A 17,421-nucleotide genomic window follows, 5' to 3' on the forward strand; every position below is an offset into this window, starting at 1 on the left:
AAAGTGACCGAATCAATCATCAAAACAACCCCGATCGATGCCTTCAAACGGGCTCGTCGAATGTGGTTAAAAGGGGAGAAAATCAGCCTTGCTGCCCTTGCCGACGACCTGGGCATCGGCCGGGCGACCCTGTTCCGCTGGGTGGGTAATCGTGATCTGCTGATTGGTGAAATTTTATGGTCGCTGTATGAGCCTCTGTACAAGGAAGCCCGTGAGATCACACCCGGTCACGGTGTGGACTACGTGGTTGGTGTGTTCCGCCACATCAACATCACCATCCTGCATTTTTCACCCCTGCGAAAGTTTCTGCATCAGGACCCGGAGTATGCATTGAAGATGCTCACATCTTCCCACTCAACGCTGCATGCCCGAACCGTGGAAGTGAATACCCGCTTACTGAAAGATGAAATCCGTACCGGGCATCTGACACCGCCCATGAATATCCAGAGCTTGTCGTACTTCATGGTCCGCATCGCGGAGTCCTGTCTCTACAGTGACATTATTGGCGGCCGTGAACCCCGAGAAGAAGAACTCGAAGACGCCTGCACAGCCGTTCGGATCTTGCTCGGCGGGAAGGTCTGACGCTCGCAGCGAAACCCTTGTCTGAGCGAGCACAAAAAAACCCGGCGCTGAGAACAGCGCCGGGTTTTCTGCTTTCTGGCGTGTGCCTATCAACCAATCAGGTTGTAAACAAACACGATCACAACAGCCACCGGGGTGACGTAGCGAATCAGCACGTGCCAAAGCGTAAAGGTACCGCCTTCCATCACCAGATCAGACTGCAGCGTTTCCTTGGCCACAAACCAACCCACAAACAGGGCAGTCAGCAATCCGGACAGCGGCAGCATGATGTTCGCGGTGAAGTAGTCCAGCAGATCGAACATGGTTTTGCCTTCAAAGGCGGCAAACATGCCCAGCGGCGCAACATCCGACCACACGTTCAAGGACAGAATAGACACAATACCCAGCGCCCAACATGCGCCACCGGCCAGAATTGCGCTCGAGGCACGGCCCATCTCGGTTTTTTCCTCAACCCACTCGACCACGGGCTCCAGCAAAGAAATACCGGAGGTCCAGGCTGCGAACAACAGCAACACAAAGAACAGGGTTCCGAACAACCCACCCATCGGCATGTTACCGAACGCCAAAGGCAGCGTCTGGAAAATCAGGCCAGGACCCGCGCTCGGTTCCAGGCCGTTGGCAAACACCACAGGGAAGATCGCCAAACCGGCCAGCAGAGCAACAACCGTGTCCATCAAGGCAACACTGACAGCGGTGCGGCCAATGGGCACATCGCGGCTCAGATACGAGCCATAGGCCATCATGATGGCCATACCCAAACTCAGCGTGAAGAAGGCATGGCCCAGAGCCACCAGGACGCCCTTAACCGTCAAAGCCTCAAAATTCGGAGTGAACAGAAAGCTGGCCGCTTCACCAAAATGGCCCGTTGTAGTTGCATAGCCCACGACTACCAGCAACAACACGAACAACGCCGGCATCAGAATGGTAACCGCGCGCTCCAGACCACCTTTCAAACCACGGGACACCACCAAAACCACCAGGGCCATAAACACGGTGTGCCAGGCCAATAGCTGAATCGGGCTCGCCAGAAGATCTCCGAACAACTTGCCCACGGTTTCCGCAGTGCCACCGCTGAAGTCGCCCATCGCCGAGTGGCCAATATAAGAGGCAGCCCATCCGCCGATCACTGAATAGAACGACAAAATGATGAACGCGGCCAACATGCCGATAATCGCAGAGGCGCGCCAGGCAGGAGAGGCCAGGTTACGCTCGGCAACCAACCGGAAACTGGCGATCGGGTTATGACGGCCGTTTCGGCCGATAAACACTTCCGCCATCATGATGGGGATACCGATGATGAAAATACAAAGCAGGTATACCAGTACAAAGGCACCGCCACCGTTCTCACCGGTTACATACGGGAACTTCCAGACGTTACCCAGACCGACGGCTGACCCGGTCGCTGCCAGAATAAACGCGAGTCTTGACGACCAAAGTCCGCGCGAGCCCGCTGCGGAGTTAGACTGTGTCATGTGTTTTTCTTCCTGTGCTTTTGGCTGAGGAAACTACTATTTATGCGCGCCGGCGAATTGCTCAGGCGCAGTTGGTGCAGGATTCTGCCAGCACTGGCGACATGATGCCAGTGCCGGACTTTTCACCACCCGCCCGACGGCTCGGGCACAACGCTTACAACGTCCAGATGTTTAACGGTTTTTATCGATAAAACGCGACACCAGATCTTTCAGCCCATTGGCCATGGAGCTGAGCTTGTCACTGCTGCTGCGGGCCGCTTCAGCCTGCTCGTCGCTCTGATCCGCCAGCGCAGCAATGTTCACAATCTGCTGATTGATCTCTTCCGAAACCTGACTCTGCTCTTCAAATGCCGCCGACATGGTGATGAAGCTGTCGGAAATCGCATCAACCGAACTGACGATAGCATTCAGTGCGCCCACCGCGCCCTGCACCTTGCTCAGGCCGTCACCGGCGATGGCCTCGCCGGCCCCGACCGCTTCATTGGTTTCTTCAACCTGAGCCCGAAAGCTCTCGATGACTTCCTGAATCTTTACCGTTGACTCACGCGTGCGTTGGGCCAGAGAGCGCACTTCGTCCGCAACCACAGCAAAGCCTCGCCCTTGTTCGCCGGCTCGCGCCGCTTCAATCGCCGCATTCAGCGCCAGCAAATTGGTTTGATCGGCAATGTCGGAAATCAGATTGGCGGCCTCACCGATGGTATGGGTGGATTCGCCCAGTCGGCTAACCGACGCCCCGATGCTGCCGACCCGATCCACCAGCTGTTCAATAGCGGCCAATGCCTCGGTGCTGCGCGCACTGCCGTCGTGGGCCAGGCGGTGAGCCTGTTCGGCTTCCCGCGCATTCTCCGTGACGGCTGCCGCCACTTCCTGAATGGACGCCGTCATCTCATTGATCGCAGATGCGGTCTGATCGGTTTCAGCGCGTTGGCGGGCAATGGCTTCGGCACCGTCGGTAATAAAGGAGTGGGTAGCCTGAGCCTGATCATTCAGATACTCAGCCTGATCATCAATTCTGGCCAGCGCCGTCCGCAAACGCGCTTCTTCGCTCACCATGACCAGCGCGAGCCTCGAGAACAACCCTTTTTCATCCGAATAGGTTTGTGCAATCAAGGGGTCCTGAAACGCATCCTGCCGGAGCCCCAGAATATTTTTCAGACGCTTGGTCAACGACCCGTACATCAGCCATGCGGCCAGACCGTGCCCCAAAGTAGCAACGACTATGGCCCAAACCGGTGAGGTAAGTTGCAAAGCCATCAAGGTAAGCACCAGCGATACAAGGAACGGTGTGCCGGAGCGCAAAGTAGACAGTAACCGACTGATACGCGCCGAGGGCACTTGACCAGCAGACAACCGCGCATACAGCTTTTTCGTCCGCTCGACCTGATCACGAGTGGTGGCGACACGTACCGATTCATAGCCGACTTTTTCCCCCGCCTCCCAGATGGGGGTAACGTAGGCACTGACCCAGTAATAGCCGCCACACTTGGTGCGATTCTTGACCACGCCCATCCAGGCTTTACCCGCTTTCAGGTAACTCCACATGTTGGCAAACGTCGCTTCCGGCATATCCGGATGGCGAATCACATTGTGCGGCTGGCCAATCAGCTCATCGCGCGAGAACCCGCTGATGGTTTCAAAATCATCGTTGCAGTAGGTAATGACACCCTTGAGATTGGTTGCACTGATCAGCCGCATGCCGGCGGCCACCTCAATCTCTTTATCGGTGACCGGGAGATTCTTACGCATAGTACGGGGCACCCCGAGGTGTGTTGAATAGTTTAAAAGCATAGCATGCGCTGGAATGCAGCGTAGCCAGCCGTTGTTCTTCGGGCCTTAACTCGCCAGCTGCATTCGGGCACGCGGGTGAAACCGTGCATTTACCCAAAGCGAGAACGCAATCACGGCGCCACCGAGCGCTAACCGGGCCAGATCTGCGTCCCGATTCCAGATCAACAGATTGACCAGTAAACCGGCCGGCACCAGCGCGTTATTCATCACCGCCAGTGTACCCGCGTCAACGTCACAGGCGCCGCGATTCCACAGATACAGGCCAAGGCCCGAGGCTGCCAGCCCTAACCAGGCAAGAATGCCCCACTGCAAGGAGGTCGCTGGCAACTTATCGGGGTTGCCGAAAATGAGAAACGACGGCAGAGCAATCACCAGTGCGCCAAAGAAGAAATAACCGAAGGTGCGATAGCCGGGAAGACCCAACGGATATTTCCGCATCACATGTTTATAGCCCACCTGGCCGGCCGCAAAAGCCATATTGGCGATCTGCAACAACAGGAAGCCGATCAGAAAGTCTTCACTTAAGCCATCGTAACGAATAATACCGGCGCCCAGCGTGGCAACGACTGCAGCCAACAACGCCACCGGGGAAAATCGACGGAACAACGCATCGTCCAGCAGCGTGACGTACAACGGTGTGAAAATGGTAAACAACAGAACTTCCGGCACCGACAAATAGGCAAACGAACGGTAAAGACACACGTAGGTAATACCGAACTGCAGCATGCCGGTGGCCATGATGCTCAATTTCATACCGCCCGGCACACCGCGCCAGCGGGTAAACGGCAGAAACACCAGCGAGGCGAGCAATACCCGGCTCAAAACGGCGAAATCGCTATCGACCTGCCCCGCAAGAAACTCGCCGATCAGACTAAAGGAAAACGCCCACAGGATCGTGACCAGAATCAAAAAAACCATATCGATATACCTTAGAAGCTCCGGGAAAGTACTTTACTCGTTTTAAACGGGGCGTGCAGCGTCCCCAGCGGTGCAATTCCCTATAAGTGTCACCTGACTGAATGCAGTAAGATGCGTGTTTCAACTGCATCCGCAAACCCTCACTCACCCGACGCCAAGCCCGAAGCACCATGGACGAGACACACCAGCCGTTACCCGAGACCCGACAGCCGTTGGTAAGCCGCACGCTTACCGAATGGAAAACCCTGGCGCTGCTCGGCGGGCCGATACTGATCGCACAAGTAGCGCAAATGGCAAACGGCGTTATCGACACCGTTATGGCCGGCCATGCCAGTGCCGAAGATCTTGCGGCGGTTGGCATAGGCAGCAGCCTGTGGATGCCACTTTTTCTGTTTTTCATGGGCCTGCTCGGAGCCCTTCAGCCGATCATCTCCGGCTACAACGGTGCCCGCACCGTCAGCAAAATCATGCCGGCAACCTGGCAGGGCATTTATATCGCAATGGGCGGCACCGTCATCATGGCCGTGTTGCTCACCCACGTGCACCCGGTACTCGCCCTGCTCAAGATGGACGCAGGCACAGCAGAGATCACCCAAGGCTATTTGAATGCCTTTGCCTGGGGCATTCCAGCCATGCTGCTGATGAATGCGCTGCGCGGGCTCACGGATGGCTTGGGCCACACCCGGGTGATTATGATGTTCTCGGTGCTCAGCACCCTGATAAACCTGCCCCTCAACTACATTTTCATCTACGGCAAGCTTGGCTTACCCGCCATGGGCGGCGTCGGTTGTGGCTGGGCCACTTCCTTGTCGAACGGCATTGCGGCCATTGCACTGCTGATTTACCTGAATCGCAGCCAAACCTTCAAACAGTTTCACCTGATTGCAGAGCGGGTTATGCCCAATCTCGCAGGAATCCGTTACATATTAAAACTCGGTGTGCCAATCGGCTTCACGATCTTCGTCGAAGCCAGCATGTTTTCCGTAATCGCATTGTTTTTGGCCGCGCTCGGGCCCGTAATTGTCGCCGGCCACCAGATCGCTCTGAACGTGGTGTCGCTGCTGTTCATGCTGCCTCTGAGCATTGGCATGGCCCTTACGTTGAGGGTGAGTTTTCTGATTGGCGCCCAAGCGCCTGACAGCGCCCGGCTGATTTCACGCAGTTCACTGCTGCTGGCCTCGGGCGTTGCCCTGGTGTTCGCGACCTTGCTTTTCGTGTTCGCCGAGGCCATTGCTGCGCTCTACACCAGCGATCCGGAGGTACAAGCGGTTACCATCCGACTGCTCTCGTTTGCCGCCATGTTTCAGATCGCCGATGTGATTCAGGTGACCTGCATCAGCGCTTTGCGAGGTTACAAAGACACGCGGGTGCCCATGCTCATCATGCTGTTTTCGTTTTGGGGGGTGGGGTTGCCACTGGGCTACGTGCTGACGTTTACCGACTGGATCGTGCCTGCGCTTGGCGCAGCTGGCTTCTGGGTGGGGCTTACTGCGGGCCTGACATCCGCCAGCGTTTTCCTGGGTTGGCGCCTATTCCGCTATCAACCCAACGTGGAACTGGATGAATAAGTCTGCAACCGGACGTCACACACAGCAAACGCCTCAGAAATCATCGCCGTACACGACTCGGTCGCGGCCGGACTCCTTGGCCCGATAGAGCGCGTGATCGGCTCTGGCTAACCAACTTGCCACACTCTCGCCGTGACGCAGCATGGCTACACCAAAAGAAGAAGTCACCGGACCGCCCGGCCCTTTGAGCGACTTTCGCAAGCCTTGCTGCAGATTGGCCACCACGGTCTTCAGGTTTTTACCATCCACACCCGGGAACAACACCACAAACTCTTCGCCACCATACCGGAACAGCTGGTCGGTACGGCGGGTGTTTTCTGCAATCAATCCGACCAAATCACACAGAACGGTATCGCCGACCCCATGCCCATACTCATCGTTGATGGCTTTGAAGTGATCGATATCCAGGATCACCAGCGCATAGGGCAGCCCGGTTCGCTCTGCGTTCGCCGCAGCCAAATCCAGCTCCTGGTCCATTGAACGGCGGTTCTTGACGCCGGTCAGAGGATCGATTGTCGCCAATTGCTCAAGACGGTCTCTCTGCTCTTTGTTGCGCATGGCAAACACGTAAGAACAGGCACTTACGATCGTGGTACTGGCCAGAAACGTCCACATTTGCACTTGAGAAGTGAACGTAGCTTCCACCGACACGATGGCAAGAACCGATACCAGATTCAGAACCGCCGCAACGCGGCTGGGAGCGAGGAAGAAGGTGGTGACCAGACAGGGGTAAAGCCAGAATACGCCAACTTCACCCACCATCACGCTAACCACGACGGCCCCGGTGCAGCAGGCTATCGCCAGGAAAATACCGGAGCGGTAGGTGTCCTGGGTTACCCAGGCATACACCAGACTTCCGGCAAGAGCCGCCAGAATGCCAAGGTCAATGAAGCCTGCCAGCAAATTACCATCAATAAACCGCATGATCGCAAACGGCGTGATGCCAAGAATTGCGCTGCCCGACAGCAGAGTGACGATAGACAACCGAAAATCATTCTTCAGGCAATACAACATGCCGCGCAGAGTCCAGAAAAATTGAGAAGAATCCACAGCCTAGCGCAGGCTAGGGTGGTGGTCGCCAAGCGGCTACGATTCTTAACAAATATGCATTGAAAGACACAATTTTGCCGAAAAGTGCCCGACAAACCTGTCTACATTGTATTAGCAACGCATATACGATCATAATGCCGGTATGTATCGCTTGACGGCATAAGCAGGGACGTTGTTTTGGCTGATTTAATACAGATTGCGCCGGGCGCATTGGTGATTGGCAAACCGCTGCCATGGGATGTGTTCGACACCAGTGGCACTGTGCTGTTGCGCCAAGGCTACATCATTACCTCAGACGACCAACTTGAGCGCTTGTACGAGCGCGGCCAGATAAAACCCGTTGTATCCCGGCCCCGAAAGTTTGGCCAATACACTGACCCCCACTCTTGTAACCCCTTCGCCGAATACGGCGACTTGCTGGCCACGCTCGAAGCAACTCTGTCCGCCATAACGTCACAGACGCCCAGCGCAAAAAACCGCCTGTTGGGATCGGCCCGCATGCTTGAACGGGTCTGCAAACAGGCGCCCGATGCGACACTTGCACTGGTCCACCTATATTCGGTTAACCCCAACATCTACGAACAGACCTTGTTCTACGGCATTCTTTGCCACTTCATCGCCCGACAGTTTAATCTGGAACACAAGCGCACCACATCACTGGTTCTCTCCGCGCTGACCGCAAATCTCGCCTTGATTCCCGTCATCGACCAGTTAAACGCTTCCAAGCATGTTCTCAGCCCAGAGCAACGCGCCGTCATTCGCAAACACCCTGAACGTGCTGTTGAAGCGCTGCAAGCTGCGGGAATATCCAATTCCCGGATACTGCAATGCATCATGCAGCACCATGAAAAAGCCGATGGTTCTGGATACCCTTTTGGCCTCACCGGTTCAGACATTCTGCCGGAAGCCGAAATCCTGGCGTTGGCAGAACGTTACGTTGCCATGATCACCAAGCGAGCCTACCGGGACCGGATGGACACTGTTGCGGCAACAAAACTGTTGCGCACGCTCGGAAACGGCCAGCTTCGGCCAGCCATCCCGAAAGCCTTGCTCGAGATTCTCGGTGAGTACCCACCGGGTGTTGTGGTTCGCCTGGCGAATGATGAGATTGGGGTGGTGAAAAAGCGGCCCGAAGGCCACAGGGGCGCTATAGTAAGTGCCATAGTCAGCCCGAGAGGAAACCGGTACACGGGAACGTTCGAGCGGAACACGAACGAACCGGAATACGCCATTGTCCGGCTCGAAGATGCGGAAGTTATGCCATCCATGGATTTCAGTCTGATCTGGGGCTTCCGAACCCTGTAATCTTTCCCGGCGCTATTCGTCAGCGCTCGCAAACCGTGACCGTTCCATAGTCTGACCGGCCTGCGCCAACTGAGACAGTATGGCCGAACGAGTAACCACCCCAACCAATTTGCCATCTTCCACCACCGGATAGACTTTGGGTTTGCCCGCACCCAAATTCTGCGCCAGATCCACCACCGACATATCCGGACTAACGGTTACCGGATTACGGAACATCACGTCGTCTACGTTGGGCTCACCTTCGCTGTGATAATTACTGACCAACAAAGCATGGATACAATCCTGTTCAGATACAAAGCCAAGCACTCGCCGCTGCCCGTCCACCACCGGCAATCCGGTGACGTGATTGTCTAGCAGAGTTTTGACCACATGGGTCAGCGGTTCCCCGCACCGAATCGGTTCTATGTGATTCCACATTACTTCAGAAACCTTCAATGAATGCATAGGCAACCCCCTTGATTGTGGTTAATAACCTCTCATCCGGCCAACAGGCCTTTCTTTAAACATAGGCAATCCTTGCCGAAATAGGAAACTGTCACAGCCAAGCATTTCATAGCTGGAAATTATCAACTAAACTCAAAGAGTTATCTCTTAACGCACCAGAAACCGCCGCATAACTCAATGCAAACACCGGGAGTCCTCATGGAAGCAATTTCTAACTTTGTAAGTGAAATCAACGGGTTGGTGTGGGGACCACCCATGTTGGTCATGATTTTGGGTGTCGGCTTGTTTCTGAGTCTCGGCCTCAAACTCATGCCCATCATGAAACTCGGCGCCGGCTTCCGATTAATGTGGAACGGCCGGGCTCGCGGCGGCGACGATGAAGGGGATATCCCACCGTTTCAGGCGTTGATGACCGCGCTGTCAGCAACCGTCGGCACCGGTAATATCGCCGGCGTAGCCACCGCGGTGTTTTTGGGAGGACCCGGGGCGTTGTTCTGGATGTGGTTAACGGCACTGGTCGGCATGGCCACCAAGTATTCCGAGGCAGTGCTGGCGGTTCGGTTCCGCGAAGTAGACGAGCGCGGCGCTCACGTGGGTGGTCCGATGTATTACATCCGCAACGGATTGGGCAGAAAGTGGGCCTGGCTGGGTGTACTGTTTGCCATTTTTGCCTCGGTTGCGGCCTTCGGTATCGGCAACACCGTGCAGGCCAATTCTGTCGCCGATGTTCTTGAAGTCAATTTCAGCATTCCGCACTGGGCGACCGGTCTGGTCCTGATGGCGCTGGTCGGGATGGTACTGATAGGCGGCATCAAGCGTATCGGGCAGGTTGCCAGCGCGCTGGTGCCGTTTATGGCCGTGTCTTATGTGATGATCGGCCTGGTGGTTCTCGCCATAAACGCCCACGAAATTCCCGCCGCCTTCAATTTGATCTTCAGCTATGCCTTCAGCTCTGCGGCAGCCGAAGGTGGTTTTGCCGGCGCCGCCGTCTGGGCCGCCATCCGTTTCGGTGTTGCCCGCGGTATTTTTTCCAACGAAGCCGGCCTGGGTTCAGCCCCCATCGCCCATGCGGCTGCTCAAACCAAAGACCCGGTTCGCCAAGGCATGGTGGCCATGCTCGGTACCTTCATCGATACCATCATCGTGTGCAGCATTACCGGCCTGGTGATCATCACGTCAGGCGTGTGGACATCCGGCGAAACCGGTGCCGCCCTGACCTCTCTGGCTTTTGAGACCGGCCTTCCGGGGCTGGGCAACTATATGGTGGCCATTGCCTTGGCGATTTTTGCCTTTACCACCATCCTGGGCTGGTCCTTCTATGGCGAGCGCAGCATCGAATTCCTGTTCGGTGTGAAAGCGATCGTGCCTTACCGGATTATCTGGGTCATCGCGATTCCAGTAGGCGCAACCGTTAATCTCGGCTTCATCTGGCTGCTGGCCGATACGCTGAATGCCATGATGGCCTTGCCCAATCTGATTGCCCTGCTGCTGCTCAGCCCGGTGGTGTTCCGCCTGACCAAAGACTATTTTGATAAGCAGATGAGCCCCGGCGTGCACTGAATTCGACTCATTTAACCGCCCACACGGACGTGGGCGCTGCAAATGAGATAGATCAAGCGCCCTTGCATTTACCCCCCTGTGGCTCCATGGTTACTTGTATACACTGTGCTATCCAGTTGGCTGAGCCAAGGCGCAGCCACAATCCTGAGATCGACAACAATGCGTGAAAGGAGAACGAGCATGAGTTTACGCCTAGGAGATACCGCACCGGATTTCGAACAGGAATCCAGTGAAGGCACTATCCGCTTCCATGAATGGCTAGGAGACAGCTGGGGTGTTTTATTTTCGCACCCTGCCGATTTCACCCCTGTGTGCACAACCGAGCTGGGCCTGACCGCGAAACTGAAAGACAAGTTCGCCGAGCGCAACGTGAAGGCCATTGCTCTGAGCGTTGACCCTGTTGACTCTCACCATGAATGGATCAAAGACATCAACGAAACCCAGGGCTGCACGGTGAACTTCCCGATCATTGCAGACGAAGACCGCAAGGTTTCCGAGCTGTACGACATGATTCACCCGAACGCAGACAGCAGCCTGACAGTTCGCTCTCTGTTCGTGATCGACCCGAACAAGAAAGTTCGCCTGATCATCACTTACCCGGCCTCCACCGGTCGCAACTTCAACGAAGTGCTGCGTGTGATCGACTCCCTGCAGCTGACCGACGACCACAAAGTGGCGACACCGGGCAACTGGGAGCAGGGTGGCGATGTGGTGATTGTGCCCTCGCTCCAGGATGAAGACGAAATCAAAGAGCGTTTCCCGAAAGGCTATAAGGCTGTTAAGTCATACCTGCGGATGACGCCAGACCCCAAAACCAACTGGGGCGGTGATTAATCGCTACGGGCACTAAATGCAAAAAGGGCAGGTGATACCTGCCCTTTTTTATCTCCGTGAGTTAGCTATTGCCGGCGATCAGAAAGCCGGAACAACCGCGCCCTCGTATTTTTCCTTAATGAAGTCTTTAACCGCATCGGATTTCAATGCGTTGGCCAACTTCTGCATGGCTTCGCTGTCTTTGTTATCCGGACGCGCAACCAGAATGTTGACGTAAGGAGACTCGGAGCCTTCGATAATCAGAGCGTCTTCAGACGGGTTCAGGCCTGCTTCCAGCGCGTAGTTGGTATTGATCAGGGCAACATCGACCTGATTCAGGATGCGCGGCAGAGTCGCGGCTTCCAGCTCTTTGAAGTCCAGATCTTTCGGGTTATCAGCAATGTCACGCGGAGTCGCGGTGATCTTGCTTTCGTCTTTCAGCGTGATCAGTCCGGCTTTCTGCAGCAGCAGCAGGGCACGGCCACCGTTGGTGGGATCGTTCGGAATCGCCACAACCGCGCCTTCTTTCAGATCATCCAGTGACTCGACCTTGGTGGAGTAGGCACCGAACGGCTCAACGTGCACGCCCGTTACCGTGACCAGGCTGGTACCACGGCCATCGTTGAATTCGTCCAGGTACGGCTGATGCTGGAAGAAGTTCGCATCCATTCGCTTCTGGTCAACCTGAATGTTGGGCTGAACATAGTCAGTGAACACTTTCACATCCAGCTCAACACCCTGTTCCGCCAGTGTCGGCTTCACAAATTCCAGCAACTCGGCGTGAGGTACCGGAGTGGCGGCAACCGACAGTGATTCTGCGGATACCGCGGTTGAAAACGTCGCTGTGGCGGCCAAGGCCACCAGTGTTTTCTTCAGATTCATCTACACATGCTCCTGCTTTTATAGCTCATTATTCTTGATTACTTACGACTGAAATACAGCACCAGACGATCACCCGCCATTTGCAGCAACTGTACGAAAATCACCAGCAAAGCAACGGTAATGACCATCACATCGGTTTGGAAACGCTGGTAACCGAATCGAATGGCCAGGTCACCCAAACCGCCACCACCGATAACACCGGACATAGCGGCATAAGACACCAAAGTGATCGCCGTAACGGTAATACCCGCGATGATGCCCGGAAGTGCTTCCGGCAGCAAGGCACCGAACACGATCTGCCGGATGTTCGCGCCCATCGCCTGTGTCGCTTCGATAATGCCCCGGTCTACTTCTCTGAGTGAGGTTTCTACCAGTCGGGCAAAGAACGGCGCACCACCCGCCACCAGCGGTGGAATTGCACCAGCCACGCCCAGAGAGGTGCCGATCAGCATCACCGTGAACGGAATCATCACGATCAATAGAATGATAAACGGCACCGACCGCAGCACGTTGACCACAAACGACAGCACTGCATAAGCCACCGGCTGCTCAAGCAACTGACGCTTACCGAACAGGAACAGCAGCACGCCAATCGGCAGGCCAATCAGCACGCTGAACAACAGCGACATACCCACCATTACCAGGGTGTCCCAGCTGGCGATACCGATCTCGGCCCAGTCCACGTTACCCATCAGGCTTTCCATTAGAGCTTCCATCAGCGCACCACCTCCACGTGTACATCTGCGGCTTCGAGGGCTTTCAGTGCCACCTCAACATCGCCGCCGATCAGAGAGAGGGTCAGCTGGCCATAGGGCGTGTCTTTGATGTGGTCGATGCGACCGGACAAGATGCTGAAATCGACACCGGATTGCCGGGCCACGTTGCCCAGCAAAGGCTTGTAGGTAGACTCGCCCTTGAAGGTCAGGCGCAGAATGCGGCCTTCAGCCTTCTGCAGGTTTTCCTGCAGCTCATCGCCGTCGATACTTTCGCTTTCCAGCACGAAGTCCCGGGTGGTGGGATGCTGAGGGTGCAGGAACACTTCACTGACTGGTCCCATTTCCACCACACACCCCGCGTCCATCACGGCAACCCGGTCACACACCCGGCGGACCACATCCATCTCGTGGGTAATCAGCACAATGGTGAGGCCCAGCTCTTTGTTGATGTCTGCCAGCAATTTCAGAACCGACTGCGTGGTTTGGGGGTCCAGTGCGCTGGTCGCCTCGTCACACAACAAGACGGTCGGTCGGCAAGCCAGTGCCCGGGCAATGCCCACACGCTGCTTCTGGCCTCCGGACAACTGCGAAGGATATTTGTTGGCATGATCGCTCAGGCTCACCCGCGCCAGCAATTCTTCGACTCGCTCCCGGATCTCGGTTTTGCTGTAAATACCGGCCAGCTTCATCGGAAACGCGATGTTATCGGCAACCGTTTTGGATGACAGCAAGTTAAAGTGCTGGAAAATCATCCCCACTTTACGGCGAAAAGCACGAAGCTCCGCTGAGGAGTAGCCGGTGATGTCTTCGCCTTCGATCAGAATCCGGCCACCGGATACCGGCTCAAGCTTGTTAATCAACCGAATCAGTGTGGACTTGCCTGCGCCGGAATGGCCAACAATGCCAAAAACCTCACCGGTTTCGATGGTCATACTGGTCGGGCGCAACGCGGGAATGTCCCGGCCTCCTACCTGGTACGACTTTCTTACCTCATCAAATACAATCATGGTCAGTGCCTTGGATAAGCGCTTTCGTCAAAGCGTCGTGGGGCAGAGTGAAAGCCGCTGATTATAACGTATTCGGCGGCCAAACCCGAACCACTGTCCAAGGGCCGTTTGTGGGTAGTTGCCCGTACGCAGAGCGGGAAGAGCCCGCTCTGGTCAATGCAGGGACCGCAGCTGCCTTGGGTACAGGGCTGCGCTGACTTCCGGCTCTTCCAGCAGGTTGGCCAGCTCCCGATCGATATCGGTTTCTTCACCTTCGTCCGGCAGGGGCTCGAACAGGGTATTCAACCAGGCGGCAATGTTGGGAGCGCTGTCCCGGTCATAATCGGAGGACAGTGCCTTGATCCGCCGAAACCCGATAATGCGCTGGTGCCTCGGATCCCGAATTTGCTCGAAGCCGCGCCAATAGATTCTCTCCCGGGTGTGCAGCTGCACAAACAGGGTATCGATTGGGCCGGCATCGTCTTCCGGATTCTCCTCATCGTCAGCAACGGCATCCTGCGCCTGGTCAGCGGCAGGTTTGCGGCGCACGGTGGTCCACGCGGGGTAGAGAACCGCCACGGCATCTGCTTCGACATGCTCACGCGCAGCTCGCAGAATCAGACCCCAACGGGCCTTGTCGGCATCGGTCTCCAGAGATTGGATGGGTAGGTCATAGCTTTGGTCACTGGACAGCACGATCGCCATCATCGGGGCATCTAACTCCCCCATGGCTTCCGCCTGTGCTACGGATACCAGATCGTCGATTGCCATCGATTGGTTCATAAGATGCTCGCCTCCTCGATGCCATCAGAGTGGTCAGGGAACCTGACCCCTGACTTACAGCATAGCGTGTTCACTGTCGAAAAGATAAACGTGGGGGCTTGGGCGCAAATCTCAACCCTGCGCCCAAACCGCGCAACCTCACTCAGAATACGTCGTCCAGGCGCGCATAGTTCTCAAACCACGGGTTAACTTCTTCTAACTGGGCCGCCAGCTGTAATAGCCGAGCCTCACCACCGTGCGCAGCACCCAACTGGATACCGACGGGCAGGCCGTTTCGGGTCCAATGCATAGGTACCGACATAGCCGGCGTACCGGTGAGGTTGGCCAACTGGGTAAACGGCGTGCGAGCCAGACTCTCCATAGCAATCTCGTCAACCTGGCCGCTGCGGTGCACCAGCTTACCAGCCTTTAGCGCCAGCATCAGTTTGGCCGCGACTTTCAAGTGCGCCGGCGTGTCGAGCTCGCCAACTTTGGCCGGAAGCTGGCCCGCAGTAGGGCACAGATACAGGTCGAAACGGTCGAAATACGCGCCCAGAGCTCGGGCGAAATCGTTCCACTGCTGACGGCGCGCCACATAGTCCGGCAAGGGCATGGTATTACCCAGCATTGCCAGCAGGCGAGTGTCCAGCTCCAGATCCTTGTCGGTCGCTCCATACTGTTCTTTGGCTCGTTGAGCCATTACCGAGACTTCGCCAAAATACAGCGAGAGGTAACAGCGGGCGAGTGCCAGGCCATCAAATTCCGGGCGCGCGTATTCCACCTCGTGCCCCATGCTCTCCAGCATACGGGCGGTTTCCTCTACCGCCGTCACGCATTCCGGAGCAACCTCAGTGTCGTAGGGTGAAGACGTAAACACCCCGATCTTCAGTTTGCCCGGCGATTGCTGCATGGCCTTCAGCCAGGAGGTTTCCGGCTCGGGAATCCGGAACGGATCGCCACTGGCCGGCCCCGCCAGCACATCGAGCATGGCGGCACTGTCTCGCACCGTGCGGGTCACCACATGATCGGCAGAGGCACCTGTCCAGGCTTCCCCCACGTTGGGCCCCGGCGAGATGCGTCCGCGGGACGGTTTCAAGCCAAACAGGCCGTTGTACGCGGCCGGTATTCGGATCGAGCCGCCGCCGTCGTTGGCACCCGCCATCGGCACGATACCGGCCGCCACCGCTGCTCCTGATCCGCCACTGGAACCGCCTGGCGTTCTGCTGAGATCCCAAGGGTTCCGGGTAGGCCCCCAAAGCTCCGATTCCGTTACCGCTTTCAAGCCAAATTCCGGCGTAGCGGTACGGCCAAGAAACACCAGCCCACCTTTGCGGGCGCGGCGAACAAACTCTGAATCCTGAGCCGGCACATGGTCTCGATAGGCGCGGCTTCCATAGGTACAGGGGTAACCCGCCTGCTCCTGAGCCAGATCTTTCAGTAGCAAGGGAACACCTGAAAACGGAGCGTCATCCGGAAAGGATTGCATCTTGGCTTCACTGAACTGCGTCTGGCAAACCGCGTTCAACTCTCCGTTGACGGTGTTGGCGCGCTCAATCGCCGCCGCGACGACTTCTTGCGATGTCACCTCGCCCCGGCGCATCAAATCCGCCAACGCCGTGGCGTCATATCTCAGATATTCAGACTGTTTCATCGGTTACCCTGTTTTTGTTATCTACTAAAAGACCTATAGACATTTGTCGTATAAACCGGAAACTCCGGAGCTTACGTGATTACCTGAGCGAGTACCATGGACCTACCCTTACTGCCCGACGCCCTCAGTCTTGGCGCTGCACTGTTCCTTTTGACGGCCTCCGTCGTGACCTCAATGCTAACGGCCATGCTGGGCGCAGGGGGCGGGGTATTGCTGTTGGTGTTGATGGCCTCCTGGATGCCTGCGCTCGCCATCATTCCGGTGCACGGAATGATTCAACTCGGTTCCAACTCGGGCCGGGCGTTTCTGACCTGGCGCCACATCGACTGGCGCGTGATCGCCGCGTTCGCACCCGGCGTGCTGATTGGAGCTGCGCTGGGCGCCTGGCTACTGATCGACATGCCGGCTCAGCTCTGGCAACTCGCTATTGCCGTGTTTGTGCTGTATCTGTGCTGGGGCCCCAAGCTGCCGAAAACCTCGTTCGGGCCTGCAGGCATTTTCATTGCTTCCGGAATAACCAGCTTCATCAGCCTGTTTGTCGGCGCCACCGGCCCGCTGGTGGCCGCGTTCGTCAAACAGATCCATGAAGATCGCTTCAAAACCGTCTCAACGTTCGCCACCGCCATGACCCTGCAACACGCCCCGAAAGCGTTGATTTTCGGCTCCGCAGGCTTTGTCTTTTCTGACTGGCTGCTGTTCATTGTCGCCATGATTGCGTGCGGCTTTGCAGGCACCTGGATTGGGCTCCACATCCTGAAAACGATGAGCAACCAATGGTTCAGTACCGCCTTCAATGTGGTGCTCACGTTGCTGGCCCTTAGGCTCTTGTGGCAGGCAGGTACAGGATAATCAAACACGGTTGCGCCCAGCGTTGAATCGTAACTTGCAATTCAACTGATAATCATTACCATTCCGATCTATTAT

General features: G+C 56.4%; 16 protein-coding genes. 6 read left to right on the forward strand and 10 right to left on the reverse strand.

Features of this window, described 5'->3' with window-relative positions; translation table 11 throughout:
- Window positions 1–3: 3 nt before the first annotated feature.
- Window positions 4–582 (forward strand): QsdR family transcriptional regulator, encoded by a 579-nt coding sequence (locus JAO79_RS01565; RefSeq protein WP_320158920.1) that lies wholly within the window; start codon window positions 4–6, stop codon window positions 580–582.
- An 89-nt stretch (window positions 583–671) separates the two neighbouring features.
- On the opposite strand, the gene JAO79_RS01570 is transcribed toward JAO79_RS01565, so the two are convergent.
- The 3 genes from JAO79_RS01570 to JAO79_RS01580 all read right to left on the reverse strand — a co-directional run bounded on the left by JAO79_RS01570 (window position 672) and on the right by JAO79_RS01580 (window position 4,760).
- The gene (locus tag JAO79_RS01570) at window positions 672–2,054 is read right to left on the reverse strand and encodes a sodium-dependent transporter (RefSeq protein ID WP_199005410.1); all 1,383 of its coding nucleotides are present in this window, start codon (window positions 2,052–2,054) and stop codon (window positions 672–674) included.
- Window positions 2,055–2,225: 171 nt separating this feature from the next.
- On the reverse strand, window positions 2,226–3,800 hold the full coding sequence (locus JAO79_RS01575; RefSeq protein ID WP_199005411.1) for a methyl-accepting chemotaxis protein: 1,575 nt from the start codon (window positions 3,798–3,800) through the stop codon (window positions 2,226–2,228).
- Between the two features lie 87 nt (window positions 3,801–3,887).
- Window positions 3,888–4,760: a carboxylate/amino acid/amine transporter gene (locus JAO79_RS01580; protein ID WP_199005412.1), complete on the reverse strand. Its 873-nt coding sequence runs from the start codon at window positions 4,758–4,760 to the stop codon at window positions 3,888–3,890.
- Between the two features lie 170 nt (window positions 4,761–4,930).
- Between JAO79_RS01580 and JAO79_RS01585 the strand changes: the two genes are divergently transcribed.
- Complete coding sequence (locus JAO79_RS01585) at window positions 4,931–6,328, forward strand: MATE family efflux transporter (protein ID WP_199005413.1); 1,398 nt, start codon at window positions 4,931–4,933, stop codon at window positions 6,326–6,328.
- A gap of 33 nt (window positions 6,329–6,361) precedes the next feature.
- Here the strand turns inward: JAO79_RS01585 and JAO79_RS16370 are convergent, their stop codons facing one another.
- Window positions 6,362–7,378, reverse strand: a complete 1,017-nt coding sequence (locus tag JAO79_RS16370; RefSeq protein WP_320158921.1) for a GGDEF domain-containing protein — start codon at window positions 7,376–7,378, stop codon at window positions 6,362–6,364.
- A 177-nt stretch (window positions 7,379–7,555) separates the two neighbouring features.
- Here JAO79_RS16370 and JAO79_RS01595 point away from each other — a divergent pair, with 177 nt between their 5' ends.
- The gene (locus JAO79_RS01595; RefSeq protein WP_199005414.1) at window positions 7,556–8,683 is read left to right on the forward strand and encodes an HD-GYP domain-containing protein; all 1,128 of its coding nucleotides are present in this window, start codon (window positions 7,556–7,558) and stop codon (window positions 8,681–8,683) included.
- A gap of 12 nt (window positions 8,684–8,695) precedes the next feature.
- On the opposite strand, the gene JAO79_RS01600 is transcribed toward JAO79_RS01595, so the two are convergent.
- A complete protein-coding gene (locus tag JAO79_RS01600; RefSeq protein ID WP_199005415.1) occupies window positions 8,696–9,127 on the reverse strand; it encodes a CBS domain-containing protein in 432 nt (143 codons plus the stop codon).
- Between the two features lie 198 nt (window positions 9,128–9,325).
- On the opposite strand from JAO79_RS01600, the gene JAO79_RS01605 reads away from it, so the two are divergent.
- Entirely contained in the window at window positions 9,326–10,687 is a 1,362-nt protein-coding gene (locus tag JAO79_RS01605; RefSeq protein WP_199005416.1) for an alanine/glycine:cation symporter family protein, read from the forward strand.
- Between the two features lie 180 nt (window positions 10,688–10,867).
- Window positions 10,868–11,521, forward strand: a complete 654-nt coding sequence (locus JAO79_RS01610) for a peroxiredoxin (protein WP_199005417.1) — start codon at window positions 10,868–10,870, stop codon at window positions 11,519–11,521.
- A gap of 78 nt (window positions 11,522–11,599) precedes the next feature.
- On the opposite strand, the gene JAO79_RS01615 is transcribed toward JAO79_RS01610, so the two are convergent.
- The 5 genes from JAO79_RS01615 to JAO79_RS01635 form a co-directional block, all read right to left on the reverse strand.
- Window positions 11,600–12,382, reverse strand: a complete 783-nt coding sequence (locus tag JAO79_RS01615; RefSeq protein WP_199005418.1) for a MetQ/NlpA family ABC transporter substrate-binding protein — start codon at window positions 12,380–12,382, stop codon at window positions 11,600–11,602.
- A gap of 38 nt (window positions 12,383–12,420) precedes the next feature.
- Window positions 12,421–13,098 carry a methionine ABC transporter permease gene (locus tag JAO79_RS01620; RefSeq protein WP_199005419.1) on the reverse strand — a complete coding sequence of 226 codons (678 nt, stop codon included), beginning with the start codon at window positions 13,096–13,098 and terminating at the stop codon, window positions 12,421–12,423.
- A complete protein-coding gene (locus JAO79_RS01625) occupies window positions 13,098–14,105 on the reverse strand; it encodes a methionine ABC transporter ATP-binding protein (protein ID WP_199005420.1) in 1,008 nt (335 codons plus the stop codon). Before JAO79_RS01625 ends, JAO79_RS01620 begins: the two co-directional genes overlap by 1 nt.
- Window positions 14,106–14,258: 153 nt before the next feature.
- Window positions 14,259–14,867 carry a hypothetical protein gene (locus JAO79_RS01630; protein WP_199005421.1) on the reverse strand — a complete coding sequence of 203 codons (609 nt, stop codon included), beginning with the start codon at window positions 14,865–14,867 and terminating at the stop codon, window positions 14,259–14,261.
- A 142-nt stretch (window positions 14,868–15,009) separates the two neighbouring features.
- The gene (locus JAO79_RS01635; protein ID WP_199005422.1) at window positions 15,010–16,497 is read right to left on the reverse strand and encodes an amidase; all 1,488 of its coding nucleotides are present in this window, start codon (window positions 16,495–16,497) and stop codon (window positions 15,010–15,012) included.
- A 96-nt stretch (window positions 16,498–16,593) separates the two neighbouring features.
- Here JAO79_RS01635 and JAO79_RS01640 point away from each other — a divergent pair, with 96 nt between their 5' ends.
- Window positions 16,594–17,346: a sulfite exporter TauE/SafE family protein gene (locus JAO79_RS01640; RefSeq protein WP_199005423.1), complete on the forward strand. Its 753-nt coding sequence runs from the start codon at window positions 16,594–16,596 to the stop codon at window positions 17,344–17,346.
- The last annotated feature ends 75 nt before the right edge of the window (window positions 17,347–17,421 follow it).

The sequence above is a fragment of the Marinobacter litoralis genome, from assembly GCF_016427555.1.
GTDB classification, from domain to species: Bacteria; Pseudomonadota; Gammaproteobacteria; order Pseudomonadales; family Oleiphilaceae; genus Marinobacter; species Marinobacter litoralis_A.